This is a genomic window from Pectobacterium carotovorum (assembly GCF_900129615.1).
GTDB lineage: Bacteria > Pseudomonadota > Gammaproteobacteria > Enterobacterales > Enterobacteriaceae > Pectobacterium > Pectobacterium carotovorum.
This window is the reverse complement of record NZ_FQWI01000012.1, coordinates 75,273-100,068: the sequence shown is the minus strand read 5'-3', so window position 1 is coordinate 100,068 and position 24,796 is coordinate 75,273. Positions and strand designations below refer to the sequence as shown.

At 56.3% G+C, this 24,796-nt stretch carries 17 protein-coding genes; all 17 read right to left on the bottom strand.

What is annotated here, in order from left to right; translation table 11 throughout:
* Window positions 1-116 precede the first annotated feature (116 nt).
* On the bottom strand, window positions 117-815 hold the full coding sequence (locus tag BUB06_RS19535; protein WP_039475376.1) for an ankyrin repeat domain-containing protein: 699 nt from the start codon (window positions 813-815) through the stop codon (window positions 117-119).
* 80 nt (window positions 816-895) lie between these two features.
* Complete coding sequence (locus BUB06_RS19530; RefSeq protein ID WP_039475379.1) at window positions 896-2,266, bottom strand: PAAR domain-containing protein; 1,371 nt, start codon at window positions 2,264-2,266, stop codon at window positions 896-898.
* A 9-nt stretch (window positions 2,267-2,275) separates the two neighbouring features.
* Entirely contained in the window at window positions 2,276-4,312 is a 2,037-nt protein-coding gene (locus tag BUB06_RS19525; RefSeq protein ID WP_039475380.1) for a type VI secretion system Vgr family protein, read from the bottom strand.
* 196 nt (window positions 4,313-4,508) lie between these two features.
* Entirely contained in the window at window positions 4,509-5,027 is a 519-nt protein-coding gene (locus BUB06_RS19520; protein ID WP_039475383.1) for an Hcp family type VI secretion system effector, read from the bottom strand.
* Between the two features lie 623 nt (window positions 5,028-5,650).
* Complete coding sequence (locus BUB06_RS19515) at window positions 5,651-7,006, bottom strand: tetratricopeptide repeat protein (protein WP_039475385.1); 1,356 nt, start codon at window positions 7,004-7,006, stop codon at window positions 5,651-5,653.
* 28 nt (window positions 7,007-7,034) lie between these two features.
* Window positions 7,035-8,471, bottom strand: a complete 1,437-nt coding sequence (locus tag BUB06_RS19510; RefSeq protein WP_039475388.1) for a VasL domain-containing protein — start codon at window positions 8,469-8,471, stop codon at window positions 7,035-7,037.
* A 48-nt stretch (window positions 8,472-8,519) separates the two neighbouring features.
* Window positions 8,520-12,017 (bottom strand): type VI secretion system membrane subunit TssM, encoded by a 3,498-nt coding sequence (tssM, locus tag BUB06_RS19505; protein ID WP_039475391.1) that lies wholly within the window; start codon window positions 12,015-12,017, stop codon window positions 8,520-8,522.
* A 24-nt stretch (window positions 12,018-12,041) separates the two neighbouring features.
* Window positions 12,042-13,466 (bottom strand): type VI secretion system protein TssA, encoded by a 1,425-nt coding sequence (gene tssA, locus BUB06_RS19500; RefSeq protein WP_039475393.1) that lies wholly within the window; start codon window positions 13,464-13,466, stop codon window positions 12,042-12,044.
* 11 nt (window positions 13,467-13,477) lie between these two features.
* Window positions 13,478-14,038 carry a type VI secretion system-associated protein VasI gene (vasI, locus tag BUB06_RS19495; protein WP_039475398.1) on the bottom strand — a complete coding sequence of 187 codons (561 nt, stop codon included), beginning with the start codon at window positions 14,036-14,038 and terminating at the stop codon, window positions 13,478-13,480.
* Window positions 14,038-15,576, bottom strand: a complete 1,539-nt coding sequence (locus BUB06_RS19490) for a sigma-54 interaction domain-containing protein (RefSeq protein ID WP_039475401.1) — start codon at window positions 15,574-15,576, stop codon at window positions 14,038-14,040. Before BUB06_RS19490 ends, vasI begins: the two co-directional genes overlap by 1 nt.
* Before the next feature lie 2 nt (window positions 15,577-15,578).
* Window positions 15,579-18,176, bottom strand: coding sequence for a type VI secretion system ATPase TssH (gene tssH / locus BUB06_RS19485; RefSeq protein WP_039475404.1), 2,598 nt, complete (start codon window positions 18,174-18,176; stop codon window positions 15,579-15,581).
* Window positions 18,177-18,189: 13 nt separating this feature from the next.
* Entirely contained in the window at window positions 18,190-18,966 is a 777-nt protein-coding gene (icmH, locus tag BUB06_RS19480; protein WP_010303138.1) for a type IVB secretion system protein IcmH/DotU, read from the bottom strand.
* 15 nt (window positions 18,967-18,981) lie between these two features.
* Entirely contained in the window at window positions 18,982-20,319 is a 1,338-nt protein-coding gene (gene tssK, locus BUB06_RS19475; RefSeq protein WP_010303141.1) for a type VI secretion system baseplate subunit TssK, read from the bottom strand.
* A 2-nt stretch (window positions 20,320-20,321) separates the two neighbouring features.
* The gene (gene tssJ, locus BUB06_RS19470; RefSeq protein ID WP_039475406.1) at window positions 20,322-20,843 is read right to left on the bottom strand and encodes a type VI secretion system lipoprotein TssJ; all 522 of its coding nucleotides are present in this window, start codon (window positions 20,841-20,843) and stop codon (window positions 20,322-20,324) included.
* Window positions 20,843-22,063, bottom strand: a complete 1,221-nt coding sequence (gene tagH, locus BUB06_RS19465; protein ID WP_039475408.1) for a type VI secretion system-associated FHA domain protein TagH — start codon at window positions 22,061-22,063, stop codon at window positions 20,843-20,845. The genes tssJ and tagH overlap by 1 nt, the downstream gene beginning before the upstream one ends.
* Window positions 22,064-22,065: 2 nt before the next feature.
* Window positions 22,066-23,064: a type VI secretion system baseplate subunit TssG gene (gene tssG / locus BUB06_RS19460; protein WP_010303151.1), complete on the bottom strand. Its 999-nt coding sequence runs from the start codon at window positions 23,062-23,064 to the stop codon at window positions 22,066-22,068.
* Window positions 23,028-24,794 (bottom strand): type VI secretion system baseplate subunit TssF, encoded by a 1,767-nt coding sequence (gene tssF, locus BUB06_RS19455; RefSeq protein ID WP_039475410.1) that lies wholly within the window; start codon window positions 24,792-24,794, stop codon window positions 23,028-23,030. The genes tssG and tssF overlap by 37 nt, the downstream gene beginning before the upstream one ends.
* Between the last annotated feature and the right edge of the window lie 2 nt (window positions 24,795-24,796).

The following is a 24,796-nucleotide window of genomic DNA, read 5'->3' as shown; positions in this document are numbered from 1 at the left end:
GAGTGTGTATTCATCGCAGCAGCAACGACCCAATAATCACGCAGACTATTGGGTCGAGACATGCCGTTTATTTTTATAACGAAAAATAGATAATAAAACGGAGAATCAAAATAAAATTATACTGGCAGTCCTTTTTCCCAACGATCCCGAACTTCAGCAGGTGACAGCGGTGGGAATTTAACACCGCGATCCAGTAACAGCTGTTTTACCTTTAATGCCCAAGGATAGTGGGGGGATTTAGGAGACATAATGGATAAGCTGTCTTCGACGCTCCAGGCCAGGCTGGCTCCCGTTGCTGAATAAGTATTAATATTCGCTCCCTGCTCAATCAGCCAATATGCAATTTCATACTGGTTGAGATAGGCCGCATAGTGAGCGCTATTGGTTTTTTGCTCATCCGTTAAATTGACGTCAGCGCCCCGCTCTACGAGTAATTTGATATCGGCCCAGCGCTCCTCACCAATAGCACCAAATATTGCTGGCTGGCCACGACGCCCAATCGCATTCGGGTCGCCCCCCGCATCCAGAATAATGCGAAGCCAGTCAGGATCTTTCGCCCCCGCCACGGAATTGACCGCACTATCACCAAAGCCGTCTTTATAATTCGGATCGACACCCAGTTTAAGCGCCAGCGTGACCGCGTTTTTATCCTTGGTCTCATAAATCAGCCACAGCAGCGGCGTGACGCCTTCTTTTCCATGAATATTCAGGTTAACGCCCTGCGACAGCTGATGACGGGCTGCTGATTCATCACCTTTTTGAATACTTTCCAGTACCGCCACCACTGGCGGCTCAAAAAGCTCACTCGCACGCATACTGTGTCCTCCTGCCTGACAAGCGGTTAATAATCCCAGAATAACGACGCCTACCCATTTTATACGTGCCAACCATTGCATTATATTCCCCTGAATGTATTGGTTATCTTCCCGATATCTTCCTTTTTCTGGCTTTCAATACCCGCAATCACCTGATCCATACCGTGGCGAGCAATCGGCGAGCCGCCGATTGCGGGAAGTGCCATCATATCACCACTTGCTTTCGGCAGGCCCCCTTCCAGTAATTTTGCAACACCGATGACGCCCCCAAGCGCCGCACCGGCGGCTCCGCCAATCAATGCGCCAGCCCCGGATAGCAAGCCAGGAATCAAAGCTTTGCCATAGGTTTGTGCCATGGTTAATACCTCGCCATCCACCGCCTGCGTCGTTATCAGAGAGGCTGTTTTCGCCAGGTCTGCACCACCTGCACGTGACACAGTATTGCTATGCAAACCCGCAGCATTAAAGGTATAGCCGGGTAATCCCGTGACACCAACGCCAGCCGACGCCAAACCACCACCTAATGAATGCCCGATAATGACTGGCGGTGGATTGATGACTTCCTTTACTTGCTTCGCTAAATACATCGCTTGCTTGTATTGATCTGTCTCAAACCCCATTGCCTGCCCGGCATTCGTCAACCAGTCTTTCACGCCCGTCACCGCGTTATTGGTGCCCCGATAGGTCAACATCGTTTCGCCATTAATCGCAGATTTGAACAAAGCAGAACCAAACCCTGTTTTCATGTCCGTCATGTTGGCATTTTTTAGCCCAGGGATCGCGCCGGTATCCAGAATATCCAGTCCAACCGGTGCCTTAGGCAGTTTATCCAGCACGCCTCGTCGGAATTCATCGACCGAATAAACGTACTGAGCCGCTTCGGCGCGTAGGATACTGTCGTTGTTAAACGCTAACCGTTTTGCCGCATCGGCTAACCCCGGCAGCGATGCCGCTTCGGTAGCCAACTTGGCGCGCGCCAGATAGCGATCTTTACGCTGAGCAACGGAGAGCAGGTCATCAAGAATGGGCAACTCGGCGATCGAAGCCCATTCCATTAACGTCGGCAATAACATCGGCGTCAATGCCAGCAGAGGCGCACGGCTTTTTGCCGATTGCTCAGCGCAGGGTTTCACCGGGGATTGATAGGGTGAATCGCCAATGATGACGTTCCCACTCCCCGCAGCAACCGAGCCGCCGCAGCCGATCGCATCACCGATACGCGCCGCCAGCTTTCCATTGATGATAACCGTACCAGAGCCCGCAGATATCGCACGATTGTGCACGCCGTGGGGCACATTCGGGCAGGGGCAGGCGTGGAGTAAAACCGCATCGCTTTTACGGGCGGCCGGTTTACCATTGATGATGACATCACCGCTGCCTTCAATAATCGGGGTGGCAGGGAAGCAGCCGTGACCCGCACAGCTGTCACCTAAACGTGCAGCACCTGGCATAGTTCCTCCTTAACGTCTGTCTGGCGCATCCGGCAGCGTAGGCTTAGTCGGGTCTTCTGGCGTAATGGATACTGGCGCAGTCCCTACGCCAGCCGCACCGCCATCGTTGATTTTCACAATTGTCCCGGAAATCGTGACGCCCGCGCTATCAATCTTGATAAAGCCGCCAGGCGCTTTGATGGTCAGAGCCTGCCCTGCTTCCAGCACGATATCAGCGGCTTTCAGATAGCTGTCCGTATTCACCAGAACGCGCTGATGTGCGCCGATCAGCGTCTCTTCAGAGCCGGACATCGTGGTCTGACGGCTCCCCTCGATACGGGTAATCTCTCCCCCGCCGATGAAGCGTTTGAACGAAGCACCAATTTTCTGAATGAAACTCCGGCCAATTTCCTGATGATGATCCTGACCGATGTTTTCAAAATCATCCTTGCCTATCGTTCGGTGGCGGTGGCGGGTGACCCGCTGGAACTGATCCTGATCCACGCTAAGGTGCTGATCGCGCCCAACGCTCTGCCGGTGGATGTTATTGATAACACCATCCATATCTTTCTGGGCGTGGTAATAAATTTGTTCACGCGTCGCCTCATCCTCAAAACGCAGTTCGTTAAAGCCACTGCCTTTATGGGTATCGGTACGCAGCGTCGTGCGCGTTTTATGTGCCGGTAACACATACGGCGTCGGGTTGGTCGCGTGAAAAGTACGCCCGGTAACAATCGGCTGGTCCGGATCGCCTTCAAGGAAGCTGACGATCACTTCATGGCCAATGCGCGGGATGGCAATCATGCCGTACTGGCCGCCCGCCCAGCCCTGACTGACGCGCACCCAGCACGAACTCTGGTCATTGCTCGCGCCGTAGCGATCCCACGGGAATTGCAGTTTTACCCGACCATACTGGTCGCAGTAGATTTCTTCCCCCGTCGGGCCGACCACCGTCGCGATTTGCGGGCCGTCTACCATCGGTTTGTAGGGCATGGCAGCGCGCCATGTCGTCGTACCTTTCACCACGGCAAAACTGTTGCTCATGGTGGTCGGTTCACCGCCGCTTTCCTCTTCCAACGCCTGCGGCTGCTGCCCGACATGCGTTACGCTCACCGTCTGCCACACCGCGTTCAGCGTCGCATTCGGGTGCTCTGTCAGGGTAAACGTATTGCCCGGCATCAGCCCCGCACAGTTGGATTCCCCTTCGCTCGTTACCGCACCAGAGCGCAGCGCATCCAGCCGGTAACCGCTGAACGCCTTGCCGCTCGGGTCTTGCTTATAGCGACCCGGATAGTCGTAGTGCTGATAGCTTTCGCGCTGGTGTTCTAGTTCGCCGCTCATCTTCTTGTGCGACAGTCCGTAAGCCGGCGTCTTGAAGCTGTAGTCCTTCAGCTCCACGTCCGATGTGCTTACCCGCTCCGCGTAGTGGAAACGCCGGACGTATTCGCCTTCACTCAGCCCCTGTGTCGCCAGATTGAAGAACAGCTCGGGGCCTTTGGTCAGTGCGCCCGCATCGTCGGCAAACACTACCCGGTGTTTGCCCTCTTCGTATTCGTGGAAGAAATACATCCCTTCCTCAGCGGCCAGCCGGGTGATAAAGGCTAAATCGCTTTCCCGATACTGCACGCAGTATTCCCGCACCGCGTGCTCGTTACGCAACGCAAAGGCGTAGTCAGTGATACCGGCTTCTTCCAGCAGTGCGCCGATAATCACCTCCGGTTTTTGTGCCTGAAAGATACGGGCGTTGGTGCGTAATCCCAGCCGCCACAGAGCCGGACGGACTTCCACCTGATAGCGCGTGCGCCGAAATCCAGTGTCGCCCTGCGTGAAGCCACTGACAATCCCGCTGACCCGACGTTTCAGTTCGCCTTCATACCAAATCATCAGCTCGCACGGCTGGTCCAGCACCGCGCCAAAATCGACATCCGGCAACGCGCTCGCCAGACTCAGCGACAGGCTGAAAGGCCGGTTCAGCCCTTCATCCAGCCTGAAATCCACCACCGCGAAAGTGCCTGCTTCCAGGGCACCGACCTTTACGGTGAACTGTAATCCTGTACTGTTTGCCACCCGTCCTCTCCTTCTTCCTTCGCCGTTGCCATGGCTACCGCACGCCTCGGGGTTTCCCGGAGCGGCACGTCGCTATCCTGATTAAAATAAAAACCTGAGCTGTGGTCTGAGTCTGCTCACGCCACAGTTCATGTTGATAAAGCATCACGTTGAGAAAAAAGCAGAAAACCCGGGACAAGCCCGGGTTAGATGGGAATTACGCTTCGACCGGTGCACGCCAGTCATCGGAACCGGAAGTTCCTGCGACGGTGTGTTCCCAATCGATTTTGCGATAGGCCAGCGACACTTCGATCAACTGGGTGTAGTCCAGTTTTGATGGGTCTTGGCAGTGTGGCATTTTGCAGTCGACGTCCACGATGGTGGCATCAGTCAGGATGGTAGAGAAGAAGTGCTCTTGCTTACCTTCAACAGAAGTGCGGTACCACTTCAGGGTCACAGTCGGCAGCATTTCGCCAGACGCCAGGGCGTTGTACATCAGCGGAACCGCTTTGTTCAGCGCGACGGTGAATTTGAACGGCTTGTGTACACGCTGACCGGATGGCTGACCAGACTGCGGGTCGGTCGGTACGGTGACGATGTGTTTGAATTCCTGTACCAGCATTTCGTCTTCGTGGCCTTCCACATAGATGTTGCCGACAGAATCAGAAGTGAAAGCACCCGCGGTGATGTTGCCCTGAGTTTTACCTTCGATGCTGATATAGCATGGAGTTGGCATAGTCTTGCTCCTTATTGTTGAACGGAATGAGTTATTGAACAGAATGAGTAACTTCACCGTCTGTATAGCAATTCACATGCCAAAGTTTATCTATATGTTTTATAAAAGAATTCACCTAACTCAAATTCCACCTAAACAAAATTTGAGCAAGAAATTGCGCAGACCTCGCGAATCGTTTGCAAACATTGCGCAAAAAGTGATTTACACCAGAAAGTGAGCAAGAAGTTGCGCAGAATGCGCAGTTATTCTGAAAATTTGAGTTAGCAATGAATTAATGAAATATATAACCGATAGAAATCGTGCTTATTAATAGCACAAAACTATATTTGGCGATAAATCGCTCATTCTCATAACAATAATAGTAAGCGGTCACTTACGTTTTTTATGAAAAACAGGAATGGCAAAGTCAGGACATCCAGTAATGAAAAGAGTCATAAAAACAAAAAAGCGGGTGTCGCTATCACGCAACACCCGCCTGTTTATTGCCACTCTTTATTCCACGACAACCCGACTTATTTCACGATGATTCAACCTGAACACAGCAATCTGCCGATTCTGCTTTAGCTATTTCTCACCCATGATTGACTATCGGTTCATTATCATCGACGAGCCACCACCACGGATTACTCTGTTTTCCCCGATGACCAGTGCATCGCCAACCGCTGCCCAGCTTTGATTTCATCCGGTTGCATCGTCGCTTCCAGATCGTTACGCGCATGAATGGCTTCGCTCATTCCCTCCGTCGCCGCCATCGCGTACCAGGCGTAAGCATGAATACGATTGCGGGAGGCACCCAGCCCATCCTGACGCATCATGCCCATACGATATTGAGCCATACGGTTACCCTCATTCGCCGCCAGACGGTACTGCTTCATCGCCTCAACATAATCCTCTTTGCCACCTTGCCCCAACCGCAGCATCTCGCCATAGGCCAGACGGGATTCGGTGTCTCCTGCTGATGCCGCTTTGGCATATTCTTCACGCGCACGCGCGAATTCGCTCGCTTTAAATAACCGCTCCCCCAGTTCGCGTTGCGCCCGGATATAGCCCGCAGAGGAAGCCTGAACCAGATACTGTTCGCGCTTTTCATGCGTTGTCTGGCTCTGACTGAGCAAATAATCAGCCTCGCCCGATCCGCCAGACGCGGCACGCTCCAGCCAATAACGCGCCTTTTGCTCATCCCAAGGTAAGCGCTTACCTTCACGGTATGCCTTGCCCAGCCAAAGCTGTGCTTCGGCATCACCTGATGACGCGGATTTTTGATACCAGTTCAACGCATTCTCGCCGTCTTCGTGTCGCGCCATCCACAGCTGCGCCTGTGCCTGACCCAGCGTCGCCGCGCGGAAATACCAGCGTTCGGCCAGATCGCGACGGATCACCACGCCTTTACCCTGCTCATAGCGCTGTGCCAACTGGTATTGCGCATCCCGATTACCCAGTTCGGAGGCCTTCAGCAACCACGCTACGGCATCTTTTTCTCCGCCCGCATGCGTTGCGTGCCACTGGGCGACAATCAACTGCGCGGGGGGATAACCATTTGCCGCAGCGGATTCAAAAGCACTCAGGCAGGCCGCCACCAGCTTTCCCTGATGCTGAACCTGACAGTCCATACCAAGCCGATGCCCCGCTTCGCCATTTCCCAGACGTGAGGACGTTGTCCACCACTGACGAGCAGACGGGCTGTTCTTGGGCGCGCCCAGCCCAGCCTGATACCAGTCGCCAACCTGAAGTGCAGCGGCCGCGCGCAGTTCCTGATTGCCCGGAAGTTCAGACAGGCCAGATGCCTTCTGCATCCACTGCATCGCCTCGGTGTACTGCGAGCGCGCGGCTAGCGTCTTTGCCAGTTGATATTGCGCCTCACCGTTTCCCCGGTTCGCTGACGCCACGAGTTCCGATTCAGACAGCGATGTGACGGGTGCCTGACATGACGCCAGCCAACAGGCCGACAGGACTATCACTAATTTTTTGTATTTCATCATGTGCTCAGCGTTTTTCCCTTCACGATAATCAGCTGGCAGAATTACCCTGCTGTAAACGGTACAAGCGAACGTTGAAGGCGCGCAGTTCGTCTTCCATCGCGCGTAGCTCCGCTGGCGTTAGAGACTGGCTCTTGGTTTTACGCGCCTCAAGTTCCCGCAACCGTATCCCGAAGGGAACGTCCGACATCAGATCTTTTTGCATATCGTAGAGCTTTGATTTCAGGTAGGAAATCGTCACCGTCCGGCGCTGCCGTTCCAGTTCCAGCAGTTGCTGCAACGTATCGTTGACTCTGGCACGGGCCTGTTCGTACCCGCGCGTTTTCGGTTCATCGCCCTGCTGACGTTCAAGCGCAATCTGCCATTGGCGTTCCATTTCCTTCACCGCCAGCGAATCGGGATAGAGCTGCTGCATCACGTTTTTCAACCCGTTGCCGTATTGATACAGATAGAACGGCGAGGCATTTTTCACCTGTTCCAGCTGTGCCTGATAGCGGTTGATCAGCTCGCCTTCCATGCCCTGCAATTTCTGCTCGCCCAGCGCAATACGCACCCGGCGAATGTCATTATGATCGGGGGCAGCGGGCAACGCGTAGGCTGGCTGTTGCAGTAACGCCAGCGCATCGGCCTTCTGTTCCTGCCAATACTGCCAGCCTGTAATGGCCGCGACAGGCAGCGCGCAGGTCAGCAGCCCGGAGACAAACCAGAACCACGCTGGCTTCTGCTTTTTATGCGCCTCAATTTTCAATACCGTCGGTTTCATTTGCCCTTTCTCCCGTCCGATGAGAATGCTGCCCGCAGGCAGAGCAGCCTGACCCGAGCCTGATGAACCACTGCTTTGCACCGTCGCGCCGGGTTCCATGTCTGAATGAAAGAACACCATGGGCGGAATCTGCATATCCTGCTTTTTCAGTTCCTGATCGTCCGACACAATGACAATCTCGGTTTCATCAAACAAATGGGTATAGCCTTCGACGAAGTGCAGCAGATTCTCGACGCGAGGAATGCGGCTCAACCCCGAGTTGTGCAGCTTTTCACTCATCAATTGCAGCGCGCGTTCGCAACGATAAACCAGCCGCTTGTGTTCATGACTGATGGCGTATTGCCGCACCACTTCGCTGATGCGAGCAATAAACCAGTCCAGCATCTCGATACGCGCCCGTTCCTGATGGACCGGCGGCCAGAAGTTATCCCACTGCGTCACGATCAAATTCGCCAGAAACTCACAGCTTTCCGTGAAGCCAGTCAATCCCGCCAGCCGTGAACGGGCCAGCGTAAAGTAGATCGCGGTCTGGAGATCTACGCCCTGCTTTTCAAAGATGGTGGTGGCCATATCATGCACCAGCATCCAATCCACATCAGGGCGAGACGCGTGACTCAACTTGTTAATTTCCGCCCGAAGTGCGTCAAACTCCGGCAGCATCCGTGGATCGCGGCCCACTTTCAGGGCCTGTTGTGCATCTTGCATATCACATCATCCAGCAATAGGGAGCCTAAGCAGGCTCCCGAGAGTTAATTAATAAAGCGAGTCAGGCAGCGTGAACTGGCTGAACAGACCACCGGCAAACGGGTTATGGCTGGCATCGGTGTACACGCGATACGTCATCGCCCCGTTCTCCAGCGAGAAGCGCACGTCAAAGGTGTTCTCATTCACCTGAGTCAGTTGATCGCTATTGATTAACCGGAACATCGCCCACGGCCCGCTAAAGCTCAGGCTGCGCGGTGAACGTTCACGATCGTCCGGCACCAGCGTCAGCTTGCTCTCGGCACCGTCACGCATACTGTTTGGCCACACCAGCGGCGTTTTCTGGCGACGACCGTGGCTGTATTCCAGCAACTGTCCGTCCAGATTCAGTACGCTGCGGCGTTTATTCGCCGTCAGTTCCAGCGGTTCCAGAACGAAATGCACTTCCAGGCTGCCCTGCGCATTAAACAGGGTCTGGCGAATGCGGTTAGCACGTTCGAGCTGCTTCACCAGTTCCGCCTGCAAAGGCGACGCCATGCCTTCTTCCAGCATGCCGCTTTCCATCATCGCTTTGAGGTTGGTTTGATAGAAGCTGTCCAGCGTCCCACCGGTCATGAAGAACATTTCCATTTCCGATAGCGGCACATCCTTGTTCGATGACGGGTCGAAGGGGTAACGATCCGCCAGCTTCTCATTGAATGGCGTCACGACCTTATCCAGCCACTCCTGATTCAACGACGACATCGCCAACCCGGTCACCAGACTGGCGCTCTCTCCGGCTAATTGCCCTACCCAGCGATCCAGCGGCGCGGGAAGGCTGCGGGCGTATTGCTGTAAGGCGAACACCGGATCGGCAAATTTATTCCCCTGCCGTGCCTGCACCGCTTTCAGCGCAGCCTGCCCTGGATCGGTCGCGTTGACGATCTGATCGAGATAGTGATAGAGATCGGTCAGCTTCTGATTGACCTCTTGCACCAGCGGCCCCTGCTCACCACGCCCGCTCAGCGCCGCATTGATGGTCATAAACGGACGGCCGGTACGCGTGTTAATGCTCTGCGCCGTATCGTTATCATCATCGGCCAGCTTGCGGATACGGGTGTTATCACTCACCGTGGTCAGCACGCGCTGGAAGGGCTGATCGTTGCCGGTAATATCCGTGAGGATATCGAGCGCCTGCTCCGGCGTATCGAGCGTTTGCACATCAATGTTCGCCAGCACTTTCTGCCACTGGTTGATGTAATCCGTAATGTAGCGGTCATTCACCTGACGCAGAATTTCCCGACGGTCAGCTTCACTGAACTGCGCACGCTCACGCTGCCCCAGCACCCATGCGTCCAGCGCCGTCAGCTCTAACAGCGCTTTGTCCTGCTTGAGGTAATAATCGCTAAAACCGGGATACGTCAGCAGCCGAGGCACGCTTCCCGCTTTGTCATTGCGCAGGGAAAACACCGGATCAAACGTCGGCCCAACTTCATCACGAATGGCTAAATCCGGCGGCAGTACCTGCGTCGCCTTCATCACCAGACTCTGATAAACACGCTGATACATCGGCAGCTTGCTCAGTTCCTGTTGAGCCAGCGAGATCGGCTGGTTAAATGGCGCGAAGGTGCTGATCGCTACCGCATCTTTTTGCTCACGCGCCTGATGCCAGTCGGTACGCTCAAGGGCGTAATCCAGATGCTGCATCAGCTGTTCCTGCACGTTGCCCTGTCCGGGAAATGCCTTCTGCCAACGCTGCGCCATAAACTGCTCGACCAGCGCCTTATTGCGTCCTGACGCATCATCCAGCATCCGCATCACGCGCAGAATCGTCAGCTTTTGCTCGCTATTGGCCGGTGCCTGATTCAGATCTTCCAGCAGCCCCTGCATCACCGCAGGGAGAAAGCGCTGATTCAGCATTTGCAGATAGGTGCCTTCAACATAAGGCCCAATCTTACCGCCCTGATACAGGCCAAGGTCGGCCAGCAGCGGCGTACGTTCGTGGTAATTACCAAAGGATAAGGTCGCATCGCGAATCAAATTCAGACGCGGCAACTGCTGATAGCCATAGCCCGGCTGGCCTTCCAGCTCATTGGTGCCAATGAACGCCTGCGCTTTCGTCAGGACGTTACGACCGGCTTCTTCATTGACCCGATAGAAATGGTGCCAACTGCCAACCAGCGCCAGACTGGCGAGCAGCATGCAGCCCACACCGATACTCAGCCGACGACGGCGATACAGGCTATGCAGCCGGTTTTCCCCTGCCAGACTGGCCTCAGGGAAAATGACGTCAGGGAAGAGGCGCTGCACGAAGAACGTATTCGATTCACCGCGCAGCGCAGGGTTTATCGGCTCGGGCAGTTGATAGCGTCGGGAAGCCGACTGCGCAAAGGCATCGAACGGCACCCCTTGTTGATAGACAGAGCTGACGTAGACGCCGCGAATCAGGAACGCGCGATCCTCGCCCGTCGCTAACGTTTCCGTCAGCACTTCCATCACGTAATCTTTCACACCGGCCAGTTGGCGAACGAACGAGAACAGCGAATTACGCACGCTTCTGTCCGATTGCGTCAGCAGCATGTCCGGCAGGTTGTCATTCAGGTGCGTGACCCACTCGTCCCAGAAGCGTTCCAGCTCTTCTAACCAGCCTTTGCTGTTGCTTGCCTGCGGAGTAAACGTCACGCCTAATACCGCCTGACGCGCGTCACGGTTCAACTGGCGATAAACCTTGTCGAAGCCGCTCAGCATATCCAACCGGGTCAGCGCGATATACACCGGTAAGCGCGTATTGATGTTGACGGAAATTTCCTGCAAACGCGCACGCATGACCTGTGCGTAGGCTTTGCGATCGGCGACGCCAGCCTGTGCCAGCCAGGAAATATCCAGCGTAAGCACCAGACCGTTGAGCGGCTGGCGGCGGCGGTTTTCACTGAGCCACTGTAGCAAGTGCTGCCACAGACGAGCATGACGCTGCCCGAGCGAATCACCCTCCAGTTCAGGCTGGGCAAGTAGCTGTCCGCTCGGGTCCCAAATCACCGCGGATTCGCCGACCCAACTGCTCACCTGCTGGCCTGCCGCCACATCTCGCAGCTCCGCATCCAGCTTTGGATTCATTTTGTTTGCCGGATTGGCGCGATGGATCAGGCTACTTTTCCCGCTGCCCGCCAGACCAATCGTCAGATACCAGGGCATCGCATACAGCGCGCGTTTACCCAGTTGAGTCTGAAACGCGTCCAGCCAGCGATCGAGAAACGTCTGCTGGCTGTCGACATACACCTGCAAGGGATCCTGCTCAATCACCTGCTGTTCATGACGCTCCGCCCGCATCTGCTGCACGCGACGCCAGACCAACCAGGCGCTGTAGGAGAACGCCAGCCACAGCCAGACCAGCGTGAACACCACGCGGCCCCAGATTCCCTGTAATGGGCGCGACTCGCCCACCGTCAAACGCGGCCCCAGCCACCAGGCCAGAACCAACACGACGACCCACAGTAGCACGCCTAAAAGCAGCCAGGAGGGTTTCAGTTTAGGCAACTGCTTGCGTAGAAAGGTTATGATTGTTTTAAACATAAGTGACCATTCACTCCGAATGTCTTATTTTTTGCGGGATGCCGCCAACCGCTCCACGCGGCTAACCAGTCCCGGTTCCCATTGCATCAGGCCCAATTGTTGGCTTTCCTGCCACATGTGCTGATAGTGCTGTGCTGCCAGTGATTTCATCCCTTCTTCGGCGAGTAAATCCGCCAGAACCAACTCGGCATAAAAGCGGTCGCGCGGCTCTTTCAGGCGACGCATGCGTTCATCCAATAGCTGCATCGCCGCCCCAATACCTTTCTCATCTCGACAGGCCGCCGCCTCCGTCGCCAGATCGTCCTGCCGTGCCCCGCCGCCGCCGCGAACCGGCTGGCTGGACTGCAACCACTGGCTACATTTCCCGGTCAAAAAGGGCGTTCCATCGCTGAACGCCAGTTCACGCAGCTCCGGCACACGCTGAAGAAACGTAGAAAGCTCTTCGGCAATCGCCGTCGCGACAGAAGCATGCCCTAACCGTGAGGCCACTGAGGCGGACAACATGTGGCCATCAAACCAGTAAGGTGCCAAAACCAGACTTTGTTCTATGCGTTCCCACAGCGCCAAATCGGCCTGCGCCAGCGCACTTTGGTATTCATCCACGCGGTCTGACGAGACGGGTGCCAGCTGGGTTTTATTCCCCTTGGACGACATTGGCGGTGTGGCAATGCCGGACCAGATAGCGTGGCGTCGCAGACGGTAACCCATCGGTGAAGCGGGATGACGCTCAACCAGCAGCGCCGCGACGTTCAGTTGGGTTTGCCGCCAGCCACGCTCGTCGGATGAATTAATCTCCACCGCACTGACGGGTGTCGAAGCCGCGCTGGAGCTGGTTTCACTCCCGCCCGCGCCTCCACTACTGCTGGCTGCTGGGGTCGGTTTTGCCGTCTGATTCGCCTGTTCCTGCGCCTGCTGTCGCTGTCTGGCACGCTTAACGCCCTGCACCAGCTCATCCATCAGCACCGCTTTGTCGCTCGCCAGTTCGCCCCAGCGGGTCGCCACCTGTTCCGTTAACTGCTGTAATTGCTCCAGCTCTGCGCTGGAGGCACTTTCTGCAATGCGGGGCAGCGCACTCTCAAAACGCCGAACAATCTGGATCATTAACTTCTGTTTCTGAACCGGACTGGCAGGCCAGGCAGGCACCCAGTAACTCTCCAGCCAGCTGTCCAGCAGCATCAGGGCAGTAGAAAACGGCGTCGCTTTGGCCGGATGCTGTAAGCAGCGCAATAGCTGCACCAGTACCCGCATATCTTTGGTTTTGCTTTCCAGCAAGGTCAGGCAATACCCTGCCACCACGTTAAGATCGACCTGGTTATGCGCCAGCGATCCCAGCTTGACCAGCTCTGTTTCGACCTTTTCCCAGAGCGGATCGTCAGCCAATACCGCCGCGCGCAATTTCTCATCCGGCAACGAGGTTTGCAGGCGTTTACACCAGGGATGTGCATGCATGAACGCCTCCTTTACCAGTGACACTGCTGACGCAGTGGCGCGAGCGCTTCGCCCAGCCCGGCGAGTTCGATACGTAGCGCATGACCGTCCGCGCCGTTAAGCACCAGTTCACGATGCCCAATCCAACGCTTTAACGCATCAATCGCCGGCAGGCCGCGTCCCGATTCCAGCAGCAGCCCACGGTTGCGGACAAACCAGCTGTCGGACACCGTCACGCCATCCAGTTGCGATGTGACGGACTCACCTGCCCAGGGTTCGCTGAGCGTTAAGCGCAAGTGTGTAATATTGCTGGCGCAGCTAATCACCAGCGTATTGCCATCGGCCAGCACGCGGGTGAGTGTCATATCGCCGCTGTCTGCTTCACGTCCCAGTTGAAACGTTCCGCCCGTCGCGGCGTTATCACTCTGTGGGGACAGCGTGCCGCTGCGTTCCGCTTCCCGACCCAGCGCGTCATAACAGGCCAGTCGAAGCTCTGCAGCGGTCTCATTGCGACACTGTTCCCATAACGACTGCCAGGCGGGATCGGGGGTCGCAGCGGTTGCCAACAGTAAGGGTGCCATCGTCAGAAACATCAATTTACCTCCAGCTTCTGGCATTTGTGGTCGAGAGTGCGTTTAGGGATATTAAGGCTATCGGCCACCAGCAGGCGGTTGCCCTGAAACTGGCGCAGGCGTGCTTCAATGACAGCGGCTTCATACCGCTGTGTGGCAATACGCAAATCGTGGATGTGCTGATAGCAATCCTGTTCTTCCGGCGTGCTGCTCGTCAGCCGCTCGCGCAGTTCCGGCGGCAGCGATGCCAGAGACGGCGCCTCACCGTCCGGCGTATGCGCGCAGGCAACTTCCAGCAGATTGCGCAGTTCCCGCACATTGCCGGGAAAGTCATACGCCACCAGCTGGCGCAGGAAGGCCCGGTTCAACGGCCCCACGTGTTTTTGCTGTTTGTCAGCAAATTGGCCGATGAAGTGCTCACACAGCAGACGAATATCGTCTGGCCGCTCGCGCAGCGGAGCGACCTGCAACAGGCACTGGCAAAGGCGATGATAGAGATCCTGCCGAAACACGCCGTCAGACACCTGCTGTTCCAGCGGCTGGTGGGTCGCGGCAATCAGACGGAAATCGGAATGCACCTCTTTCTCCGCCCCGAGGGGACGGAAGCTGTGCGTCTCCAGCACCCTTAACAGCTTGGCCTGCATGGACTGCGGCATATCGCCGACTTCATCCAAAAACAGGGTTCCGCCGTTAGCCTGCTCTACCAGACCAATCTTGTTGCTTTGTGCGCCAGAGAACGCGCCTTTCTGGTAGCCAAACAGCTCGCTTTCAATCAGGTTTTCCGGGATCGCCGCGCAGTTGATGGCGATAAAAGGTTTGTCAGCACGTTCGGAACACTGATGCAGCAGACGCGCCACCACATCTTTCCCTGAACCGGTTTCGCCCTGAATCAGCACCGAAAGCCGGTGTTTTGCCGCCTGATAAATTTGCTGATGCAGCTCTTTAATGACGACAGATCGGCCAATCAGCGTGGCCTCCACCCGCTTTTCCTGCTCGCGACGGCTCTGCCCTTCATCCTTAATCTGGCGGAGTGAATCTCTCAGCGCGACCTGCTCCCGCCGGGTATGCGCCAGCTCACGCAGCAGCATCAACTGACGGCAAAACACCTGCGCCAGCCGTTCACATTCGCCTCGTTGATGCAGCATTTGCAGGCGCGTCGGCGTATCCAACAGCGCCAACACTGCCAGCGGTTTGCCGCTATCCGACAGCAGCGGCAGCGCGTGCAGCCCGCAGTTCGTCCCGACAGAGACCAGCATCTGCCGAAATTCACGGTGCTCAATGCGGGCACCGCCATAGAGAGAATCCCAGGTGCGCGCCTGATTCTTGTGCAGCGCATAAGCCAGCGGGTGGCTAAAGTCATCCACGCCCAGACTCAGCGCTACCGGCGTTTCATGCACTCGCCCCTGACAGGTCAGCAGCCTGCCACTGACATCCACCATACCCAGCAGCATCCCTTGAGGCTGCCAGGCGGTTTGCATCGTCTCCAGCAGCCAGTCGCACAGACCGGCCTCATCATGCTGTCGGGTGAGTGCAAGCGCCAGTTCGAGGGCATGTTGCATACTCAGCCCTCAACCTCAGTCTGGAACTGGCCGGCTTCGACGCGGAAATGAATACGGCTGACAGGCTCACCCGCAGACATGCGTTGCAGCAGCTGTAGCGAGACCGGTGGCAGCAAGGCACCATCAATCACCGATTCGAGCATACGCGCGCCGTTTTCGCTGCGATTCGCCAACCGCAGAATCTCTTCCGGCACTTCGTCCTCAATGATGACTTCCGCGCCAAAACGCTGTTGCAGCAGAGACACCAGACGCGACAATTTGCCCTGCACAATCTCAACCATGGTGTCATGCGCCAGCGGCAGGTAAGGGATGACTTCCATACGCGCCAAGAGTGCGGGTTTGAAGAAGGCCGCCAGCTCAGGATAGAGTGCATCCAGCAACACATCCGACTGCTCTGCGTAGTTCACAATCGTCTGGAACCCGAGGTTGGACGTCAGGAAGAACACCACGTTGCGGCAGTCGATCACCCGGCCTTCACCATCGGCAAGTTCACCTTTATCAAACGCCTGATAGAACAGGTTCAGGACATCCGGGTGCGCTTTCTCCACCTCATCCAGCAGCACCACGGAATACGGTTTCTGGCGGATGGCTTCGGTCAACACGCCGCCTTCACCAAACCCGACGTAGCCCGGCGGCGAACCGATCAGGCGTGAAACCGTATGTTTTTCCTGATACTCGGACATATTGATGGTGGTCAGATAATTGCGTCCACCAAACATCAGGTCGGCAATCTGGAGCACGGTTTCCGTTTTACCCACGCCGCTCGGCCCTACCAGCAGGAAAGCCCCCAGCGGACGCCCCGGACGACGAAGATCCGCACGCGCGGTCAGCAGGTGCTTATGCAGTTGAGCAATTGCCAACTGCTGCCCTTTAATTAAATCCCCCAGGAATTCAGGCAGGCGCGTGACGACATCCATTTCACTCTGTGAGATACGGTTCAGCGGCACGCCCGTCCACTCGGCAATAACGGCTGCAATCTGCGTTTTATCAACGTGAGGAGAGACCAGCACGGAGGACTGTTGCAGCGCTTCCAGCGCCTGTTCACAGGTAGCCAGTTCCGCCGCCGCCGACACCGCATCAAAATCGACAGACTGCTCTTCATCCAGCAGCGCCGTGCGCAGTTCAATCACGCGCTGAACCTGTGTTTTCTGCTGCTGCCAATCGGCTTCCAGCTGTGCCAGTTGCACCGCACCAGCTTCGCGGGCGTCACGCAGTTCGGCTAAGCGTTCTTCGGTATTGCCCAGACCAATACGCGCCTGACGCTCAAGCTGGGTGATTTCCATCTCCTGCTGATGCAGGCGCGTCTGTAGCTGGCTGACCGCACGCGGTGGCGTCGTCAGGTTAATGGCGACACGCGCACTGGCGGTATCCAGCACGTCAATCGCCTTATCGGGCAGTTGACGACCGGAGATGTAACGCGCCGACAGCTGCGCGGCCGCCTGAAGCGCATCTTCATCAATCAGAACGCCATGTGCTTTTTCATAGATGCCGCGCAGCCCACGCAGGATAACCGTGGCTTCTTCCGCGTTTGGCTCGCCGACTTTGACAAGCTGGAAACGGCGGGAAAGCGCGGCGTCCTTCTCGACGTATTTTTTGTACTCGCTCCAGGTCGTGGCCGCGATGGTGCGCAGCTCACCGCGCGCCAGTGCAGGCTTGAGCAGGTTGGAAACGTCCAACCCACCAGCCTGATTGCCCGCCCCGATGAGCGTATGCGCTTCATCGATAAACAGAATGATAGGGCGCGGCGAATCTTTCACTTCCTGCATCACGCCTTTGAAGCGTTTCTCAAATTCGCCTTTCACCGAGGCACCGGCCTGCATCGCACCCAGATCGAGCGTGAGCAGTTCCACATCCCGTAATCTTTCCGGCACGGCACCGGCCACGATACGCAGCGCCAGCCCTTCGATCAGCGCACTTTTACCGACGCCCGCTTCCCCGACCACAATCGGGTTGTTTTTACGACGGCGGGACAGAATGTCGATCATCAGATCGATTTCATGGTCGCGGCACAGCACCGGATCCAGTTGCCCCTGTCGGGCGGATTCCGTCACGTTTTGGGTATAGCGAGAGAGTTGCGTATTCGCCGCAGCAGCCTGTTCGGCCGTGGCGGATTGCACCGCGACCTCCGTTTCCACCGAATCCTTCACCCACTCATCAAACTGCTGGCGTAAAAGCTCACGGTTAATCTGCGCCAACGGGCGGGATACCGCGCCTGCCACATAGCGATTGGGTGTCAGCAGCAGAACCAACAGCAAAATGCCGCTGCGCAGGCGTACGTGTTGAAATTCAGCCGAGGCCAGCAGCCAGCTATCCTGTAACCACTCCACCAGCAGAGGGGAGAATGAGGGATAGCCCGCGTCAAATTCTTTATCCATGGAGGAAGGCAACAGCAGCGAAGACAGCTCATCCGCATCCACGCCCGCACGCTTGAGGATCTGGCGCACATCACACAGCGGCGTTTCCAGCATTTTCAGCAACAGATGCTCAATACGGATTTCCGCGCCCTGATGTTGAATACAGAGTGCCGCCGCTTCTTCCAGCATATGACGGCACACGGGGTTGAGTCGTTCAACCAGTGTCGGCAGTTCAATTCGAATCACGGTGTAGCTCCTGTTATTGTAATAATTCTCCCAGCTGACGCAGTACGTCCTGGGTTTGATGAGTTAGCTGATAGCGGTACAGGCCGAAGGCGGCCACCAGAACCACGCACACGCCGACAAACAGCGTGCGCAATGACACCTGTCTGCGCAGTTGGTAGCGCGAAGCCTGCTGCCCCAGATTCAGGTGGAACACCGTCGGCGAATTCGCAGGCTCAGGGCGCAGGGTGTCATGCAGCTTGCTCACGACGCGGTTCAGTTCTTCACGCCCCTGTGTCATCACCCGATAACGCCCTTCAAAACCCAGACAGAGGCAGAGGTAGATAAACTCCAGAATGTCGCGATAGCGGGTGGGGTCGTCCAGCAGCTTCTCCAGCAGGACAAACACCTTTTCGCCCCCCCAGGTCTCATTGTGAAAACGGGTCAGCAGGGAATGTGCCGACCACATGCTTTGGCCGCCCCACTCCCGCCCCATCACGGCTTCATCAATGAAGGTGCAGAGGATGTAGCGGAACGACAAAATCACGCCGTTTTCGTAGCCATGAGAATGCAATTCCTGTTCGATAGCCTGAATTTCAGACACTACACGCTGATAGAGATCTTCTACGCCCTCATAGGCCGAGAGCTGACGTACCCGCTCCACCATGCCCAGCAGCGGCGTGACCGCATCCACCATCGGATTAATGCTTTGTCCACGCAGGCGGAACCAGTAGTCGGAGTCCATATCCAGCTGTCGGGCGTGGTCAAAAAGCAGATCGCCCAGTTGATCGTTTTTAATAACCTCGATGCTCATCTCTTCCTCTCCTTATTACTGGCCGCGGATGGCCCAAAGCTGCATATCCAGTTCCGGGAATTCGCCAGCAATGTGGAACGCCAGCGTGTTGCCAGACACCAGCATCTGCCAGGCAGGGCTTTGTCTATCCAGTTGGAAATAGCTGTAACCCGCGTGATAAGGCAGCTGGCGCGGCGCAACCGGCAGCGGCAGCAGCGGGATGCCCGGCAGTTGCAGGCTAATCAGTTCGCGGATCTTCTCGCTGGAGGCGATCTTCGTTTGTTGCAGCAGCTGTTTACGTAAGTGCTCCTGCGGCATACGCGCACGCACCGCCAGTACAAACTCGGCGCTGGCCATCAATTCTGCATCGCCAACCATTGCCACCATCACGCCGTATGGCTGTTTCTTCAGTTGGATGGAGACGGCACGCGGCGACAGCACGGTGCTCAGCGCCTGACGCAGCGCCATCATCAGCGGCTCAAAGCTGGCTTGCTGGTGTTCGTGGCGATAGGCGGGGAATTCCGGCGGCAGGCGCGACTCATCGGTAAACGTCATCAGCTCACCGCACAGTTCAACCAGCGTTTCGTGCAGGCGTTCAGGGTGCAACGTGCCAAGGCGCGCCAGATGCGACAATTTAGGCTGAGCACGGTTAAGCAATTGCAACATCATGAATTCAGCCACGTCTGCTACGCCCTGCTGCCCTGGGGCGGCAATACGCTGCGCCAGACTGCGTGCGCGTTCAGCCACTAAACCGGCAGACTCACCCAGAAAGCGTTTTAAAGTGGGGATCGCGGTGACGCTGATGCTGCACGGCATAAAGTTGGGATCCAGAATCAAGCCGCCGTCAGGGCGCTTATCCAGAATGTTGGCAATCGCCAGCGAGGCATAGGCGCTGCGATCGTCACGATCGAGCATCAGGCGCAGGCTGACCTTGCCGACTTCCAGAGAAACGATGTCGCCGCCGTCGCTGTGCAGATCGCGCACGTCATGCCGGTGCGATTGCAGGCGGCTGGCGATCCCCTGTCCCGGTTGACCGACTTCACTGACGCCATTTACCGCCAGCGGCAGCGCCAGATACACTTTCTGGTTTGCCAGCGCGACGTCGGTAATCTCCAACGGCAGCGGCAGAGCGTCATCACCCGGAATATTGAACACGGTGCCGTCAGGCATCACACCGCTGGCGTTAACCAGCGCGATGCGGCCAAAATTGAGGTATTCCTCATTAATCGCCAGTGATTGCAAGCCATAGAAATAGTCACTGAGGGCGCTGAGACGCGCGTGCAGTGCGTAATCGGTGTGTCGTTGCTGTTGTTGAAAATGCTGCGGTTTAATGAACAGACCTTCCCGCCAGATAATGCGATTGCGACTCGACATAATTATTCTTCTTCTTGGTCTTTTTTGATTTCGACTTCATCCCTGCGCAGGTGCACGAGGATCTGATACGTCTGCCCGGTGTTCTTTAGCTTGATGACTTTGCGCCACTCGGCGCTTTCCGAATCCGCATAGCGCGCCACCACGCCGAGGTAATGCACCTTTTCATCCAGCGCTTCGGGCGACAGATATTTGAATTGCCCTGGCAACAGCGTGTAGTCCTGATGGCTGAGGTAATTCTTGGCTAACGCCTTTTCGATATCCGTCGTGATCTGGTCATAATCGGTGGCTAACAGACGTGAATCTTCCGCCAACAGCACCAGTTGGAATTCGATAGGGGCAGCTTCACCGCTGTCGTTCGGGTTAACATCCGGTTCCGCCAGCAGGCTGAAACCCACGGTAGAAGGCTGATGATTGTTGCTGCCCACCTGAATATCGGGATTCGCCGCCACCTGCGCCATTTTGCCCAGCGTGGTACACCCCGACAGCAGGAACATCAGGGAACATAAGCACAGAGCCCGCAGCATTATTTTTGCTCCTGCTGTTGACGCACGGAGCGGTCATACGCCTGCGCATACACCTGATGGAACAGTTTCTGGAATCCCTGCTGGCGCGGCGACGTTAATTCACGGTAGTAGTGCTGATACATCTGCCACGCCCAGCCGTCATCCGCTGCCAGCGGTTCGCCGCTGCGGCGATAGTGCTCAAAGCGGTTAAGCAACGCGGCAGGCGAAAAGGCCTGAAGAATATTTTCCAACGCCACGGCAATCGCTTGCTGATTCGCGATGTGATGCACCCGCACATTGTTCAACACTTCTTCCACAGCGGCGGGCGCAGACAGGTGCACCGGGCTTTTCCCTTCGGCAAACAGCACCGACAGCGTATCCGCATAGCCCAGCCCCAGACGCAGCGGGTTATCTTCAATCGGGCGTAAATGCGTGTCCGCCATTGCCGCCTGTTCCGTCTGCAATGCCAGCAGGCCTTCAACCATCGCGCGCAGGCTTTTCCCCATCTCTTCCAGCATTTCGCGCAATCGCGCATCATCGCCCGGCTGAAGCGACAGCCCCAGCCCGCGCATCAGCGGAGCCAGAGAAGTGCCATCGCTGTAGCCCTCCAGCCCATCTCCCGCGTACGGTGTGTTGATGGTCGGTAATTCCACAAATTTCTGATCCATGGTGTCCTCAGCAGAAGAAAAAGAAGAAAGAGAGGTCGTGAGCGAGGCTCCGGCCGTCTCACTGTCTGATGGCAAGAGTGGCTGGCTCTGTTCTTTCTGTAGCGCCCACAGCGGGTCATTCAACACAACCGCGGGATCGGCCAGATCCGTTGAGCGCCTTTTTTTATCTTCACTTAGCCAGCCGCCCAGCACATCGACCGTACCCTGCCCTAATACCTGATCGATATCCTGTTCCGTGGTGGGGTCGCCGATATAAACGCCCAACCGGAAAGGCCCGATAACCAGTTCATCGCCGTGCGACAAAATGACTTTGCGATCGCGCCCAATCGGCGACAGCGATCCGTTAATAAAAGACTGACCGCTCAGATCGCACAGGCTGAAATAGCCGTCGGTCATGTCGATACGGGCGTGCTCCGGCACCACGGAGCCAAGCCGATCCCGCAGTTGCCATTGGTCTTTTTCCGACGCGCCCAGCGTGCCACCACGATGATCGAACTGGTGCTGCACCTGAGAATTGATATCGAGCTGCTCACTGTTGAGCACAACCAACGTGAGTGGATGGGTTACGTTCACATTTACTCCTGCACACAAATCGTCACATAGGGATCCGCGGGCGGCTGCCCGAGAAAGCTGCTCCATCCCAACCGGCTGCTTTGCTCACTGCCCAGGCTTAAACCCTTGGCTTCACCTTCCGCAAAGCCAAGACGCAGATCCCAGGCCAACTGATCGCGAAGAATGAAAGAGACAAAGCGCACCAGCGGCTGAAAATGCTCGCCGTTGGGCAAAAAGCTGAGAAAGCGGCTAAAGCTGAGATTGCCGACCTTGAGCAAAAACTTGCCGGCGCAATCGTTCACTTTATCGCCGATAACAAAATCACCGCCCAGCATCATGTTTGCTTTGCCCAGACGGTTCTGCTGCCCTTCGTGAATGGGCACACGACGGTGCTGCCAGGCCAGAACGGCCACGTCATCCAGGTCAAAACAGTGAATAACCAAGCCCGCGACCACTTCTGGTGAGCGGCTGGGGCTGGCGAGTACACCGGCGTAGGAGAGCATCTTGGCGCGGTTAACCGGCAGGCTGTCGCGTACGGCGTCATTCCCTAACCCCACGAGCGCAAACATCAGGCGGGAGAATCCATCCTCCCCCTCATTCTGAAAGCGGACGTGATAGCGGTATTTACGCCAGGCACGGTGCAACAGCGTGAGTAAGCGGTGGTGAAAGAAGTCGAGAAATACGCCCAGCTTCTGCTCGCCCTGTGCGTATTCCCAGGCCAGCTCTTCGAGGTAATAGCCTGGCATCGGTGACTGACTGCCATGCAGGCCAAGAAACGCGACTTCCAGCTCCTGACGGCCATCTTCATCACGCCCCACCTGCAAGATATCGCTGGGGTGAAAACCGATGGAGGCCGTAGAGCGAAAGCGCAGGCGTTCCTGTTCAGGGCGGAAATCCAGCTCTTGTTCCAGATCCACGCCTTCCAGTTGGTTAAGTAATTCCACCAATTGGAAAAAATTAAAGCGTGAGACATCCTGACGGAACGTCACATCATTGAGTGTTGACCTATCTGTACCGGCCATCGGTAGCGCTCCTTGTTATCGATGTTGACGACTTCCAACAGGTGGAAGGCGTTGACGCTGGCGTATAACGAGAAGAAGTGCGCCAGCACCGTGCTAAACAGATAGAGTTCTCCTTCACTGGAAAACGCGGATTGCCGTACTGACAGGATGGATTTCAAACCGCGAACCGGCATCCCCTGAACCAGACGGTCGATCGGTGTGGTTTCGATAGATTCGATCCCTGCCAGACGCTTACGCGAGGCTTGTTCCGCCTGCTTGTCGTGCAGCGCCGGAAAATCGTAGGTACGCAGGATTTGCACCAGCGCATCGCGGCGCAGCAGCGACACATAGTTCAGAGACAGGTTGGAGATCAGCGTCCAATGCAAGCTGCCATCCATGGCAGGCCGCAGCGGTCGCGTCGGCCGCACCAGATTGCGAAACGTCGCGAAAGACGGTGAATTGCCAGTGGGTACGCAGATCGACCCAACGGGCAGTTTCGCCGCACGCGATCGGTTAGTACAGGTCAGGGTCACCGAGATGGATTCATCCAAATCAATCACTTCCTGCTCATCGCCACGGACAAAAGAGAGCATGTGATCAAACCCGTTGCCGTTCACCGCTTCTCTTACCCGAATACGGTAATAGAGCGCGAGCCGTCCTTTGGCGCGTTCGATTTGGTGCTGAAAGCTCTCAAAAGGCTGATAGGTACGTGGAATCCCCCGAGCACGGCCTGAATTCCCTTCAACCCAACCTTCAACCTTGTCCACAGAGAAGATTTCAAAGCTATCCGCGTTACGGTAACTGGCTTTCAGCGGGTAATCCGTCTGGCGTCCGCTGAGATTGATCGGTTCGCTATCATGCTGGAAGAGATTGATTGCCGGCACGCAGTTGAGCATGAACGAATCAGGGCGGATCTTCAGCTCCGCTGGCAGTGGGCGGTCAAAGCAAAAATGCAGACGGAATTCCGTTACCGTCATCGGGAGATCCGGCCATACCGCCCCCGCGAGCTGGAAAAAGAGAAAACTTTCGGGAAAACAGAAGTATTCCTGCAAGATGCGGTAGCCCGAATAGACATTACCGGGATACGGCAATAGCGCATCTTCTCGCTCGAAGCCGACAGTCTTCAGCACGCTGGCTTCCTGACGGAAGCGCTGACCATCGATTTCCAGCTCAATGTGCGACAGCTGACTGGCGATCCAGAAATAGAGCTCGTAGGCCGTATAAGTATCACCGCCCAGATAAAAGCGCAGTTTGTCGAGTTGCAGGTCGCTTAGCGATAGCGGGCCATGCAGCCCAACGTCCAGCGTAATGGTGGAAAGATCGTTGCCGCTCTGTACCTTGATTTCACGGATATCCGCCGGATAAATCCAGGCATCGTGACAGGTCTGAAAATGGCAAACCACATCATCAATCGGCAGGCTATCAAGCTCACAGCCGCGTTCAACAAACGCAGGTTGGGCAATCGCGCCGGGGAGTACCGAAAACTGCATAATCGTCATGCTCGGTACAGGGCGCAGGTAATTAGGCCACAGCATGCCCAGCAGACCGTGTGTCAGTTCCGGAAATTCATCCTCGATCTTCGCCCGCAGGCTCCCTGTCAAAAAGGCGAACCCTTCCAGCAGACGCTCGACGTCTGGATCCGTGGTTTGTTCTGACAAAAATCGGGTAAGCTCAGGGTGCGCCTTGGCGAATTCACGCCCTTGCAGGCGCAAGTAGGTCAGCTCATCCCTGAAAAAATGTTCCAGTGACATAA

Bases quoted from the DNA above. Each gene is read 5' to 3' on its own strand.
- BUB06_RS19535 (WP_039475376.1), bottom strand. From the start codon at position 815: ATGCGTGCGAGTGAGCTTTTTGAGCCGCCAGTGGTGGCGGTACTGGAA.
- BUB06_RS19530 (WP_039475379.1), bottom strand. From the start codon at position 2,266: ATGCCAGGTGCTGCACGTTTAGGTGACAGCTGTGCGGGTCACGGCTGC.
- BUB06_RS19520 (WP_039475383.1), bottom strand. From the start codon at position 5,027: ATGCCAACTCCATGCTATATCAGCATCGAAGGTAAAACTCAGGGCAAC.
- BUB06_RS19515 (WP_039475385.1), bottom strand. From the start codon at position 7,006: ATGATGAAATACAAAAAATTAGTGATAGTCCTGTCGGCCTGTTGGCTG.
- BUB06_RS19510 (WP_039475388.1), bottom strand. From the start codon at position 8,471: ATGCAAGATGCACAACAGGCCCTGAAAGTGGGCCGCGATCCACGGATG.
- tssM (WP_039475391.1), bottom strand. From the start codon at position 12,017: ATGTTTAAAACAATCATAACCTTTCTACGCAAGCAGTTGCCTAAACTG.
- tssA (WP_039475393.1), bottom strand. From the start codon at position 13,466: ATGCATGCACATCCCTGGTGTAAACGCCTGCAAACCTCGTTGCCGGAT.
- vasI (WP_039475398.1), bottom strand. From the start codon at position 14,038: ATGTTTCTGACGATGGCACCCTTACTGTTGGCAACCGCTGCGACCCCC.
- BUB06_RS19490 (WP_039475401.1), bottom strand. From the start codon at position 15,576: ATGCAACATGCCCTCGAACTGGCGCTTGCACTCACCCGACAGCATGAT.
- icmH (WP_010303138.1), bottom strand. From the start codon at position 18,966: ATGAGCATCGAGGTTATTAAAAACGATCAACTGGGCGATCTGCTTTTT.
- tssK (WP_010303141.1), bottom strand. From the start codon at position 20,319: ATGTCGAGTCGCAATCGCATTATCTGGCGGGAAGGTCTGTTCATTAAA.
- tssJ (WP_039475406.1), bottom strand. From the start codon at position 20,843: ATGCTGCGGGCTCTGTGCTTATGTTCCCTGATGTTCCTGCTGTCGGGG.
- tssG (WP_010303151.1), bottom strand. From the start codon at position 23,064: ATGGCCGGTACAGATAGGTCAACACTCAATGATGTGACGTTCCGTCAG.
- tssF (WP_039475410.1), bottom strand. From the start codon at position 24,794: ATGTCACTGGAACATTTTTTCAGGGATGAGCTGACCTACTTGCGCCTG.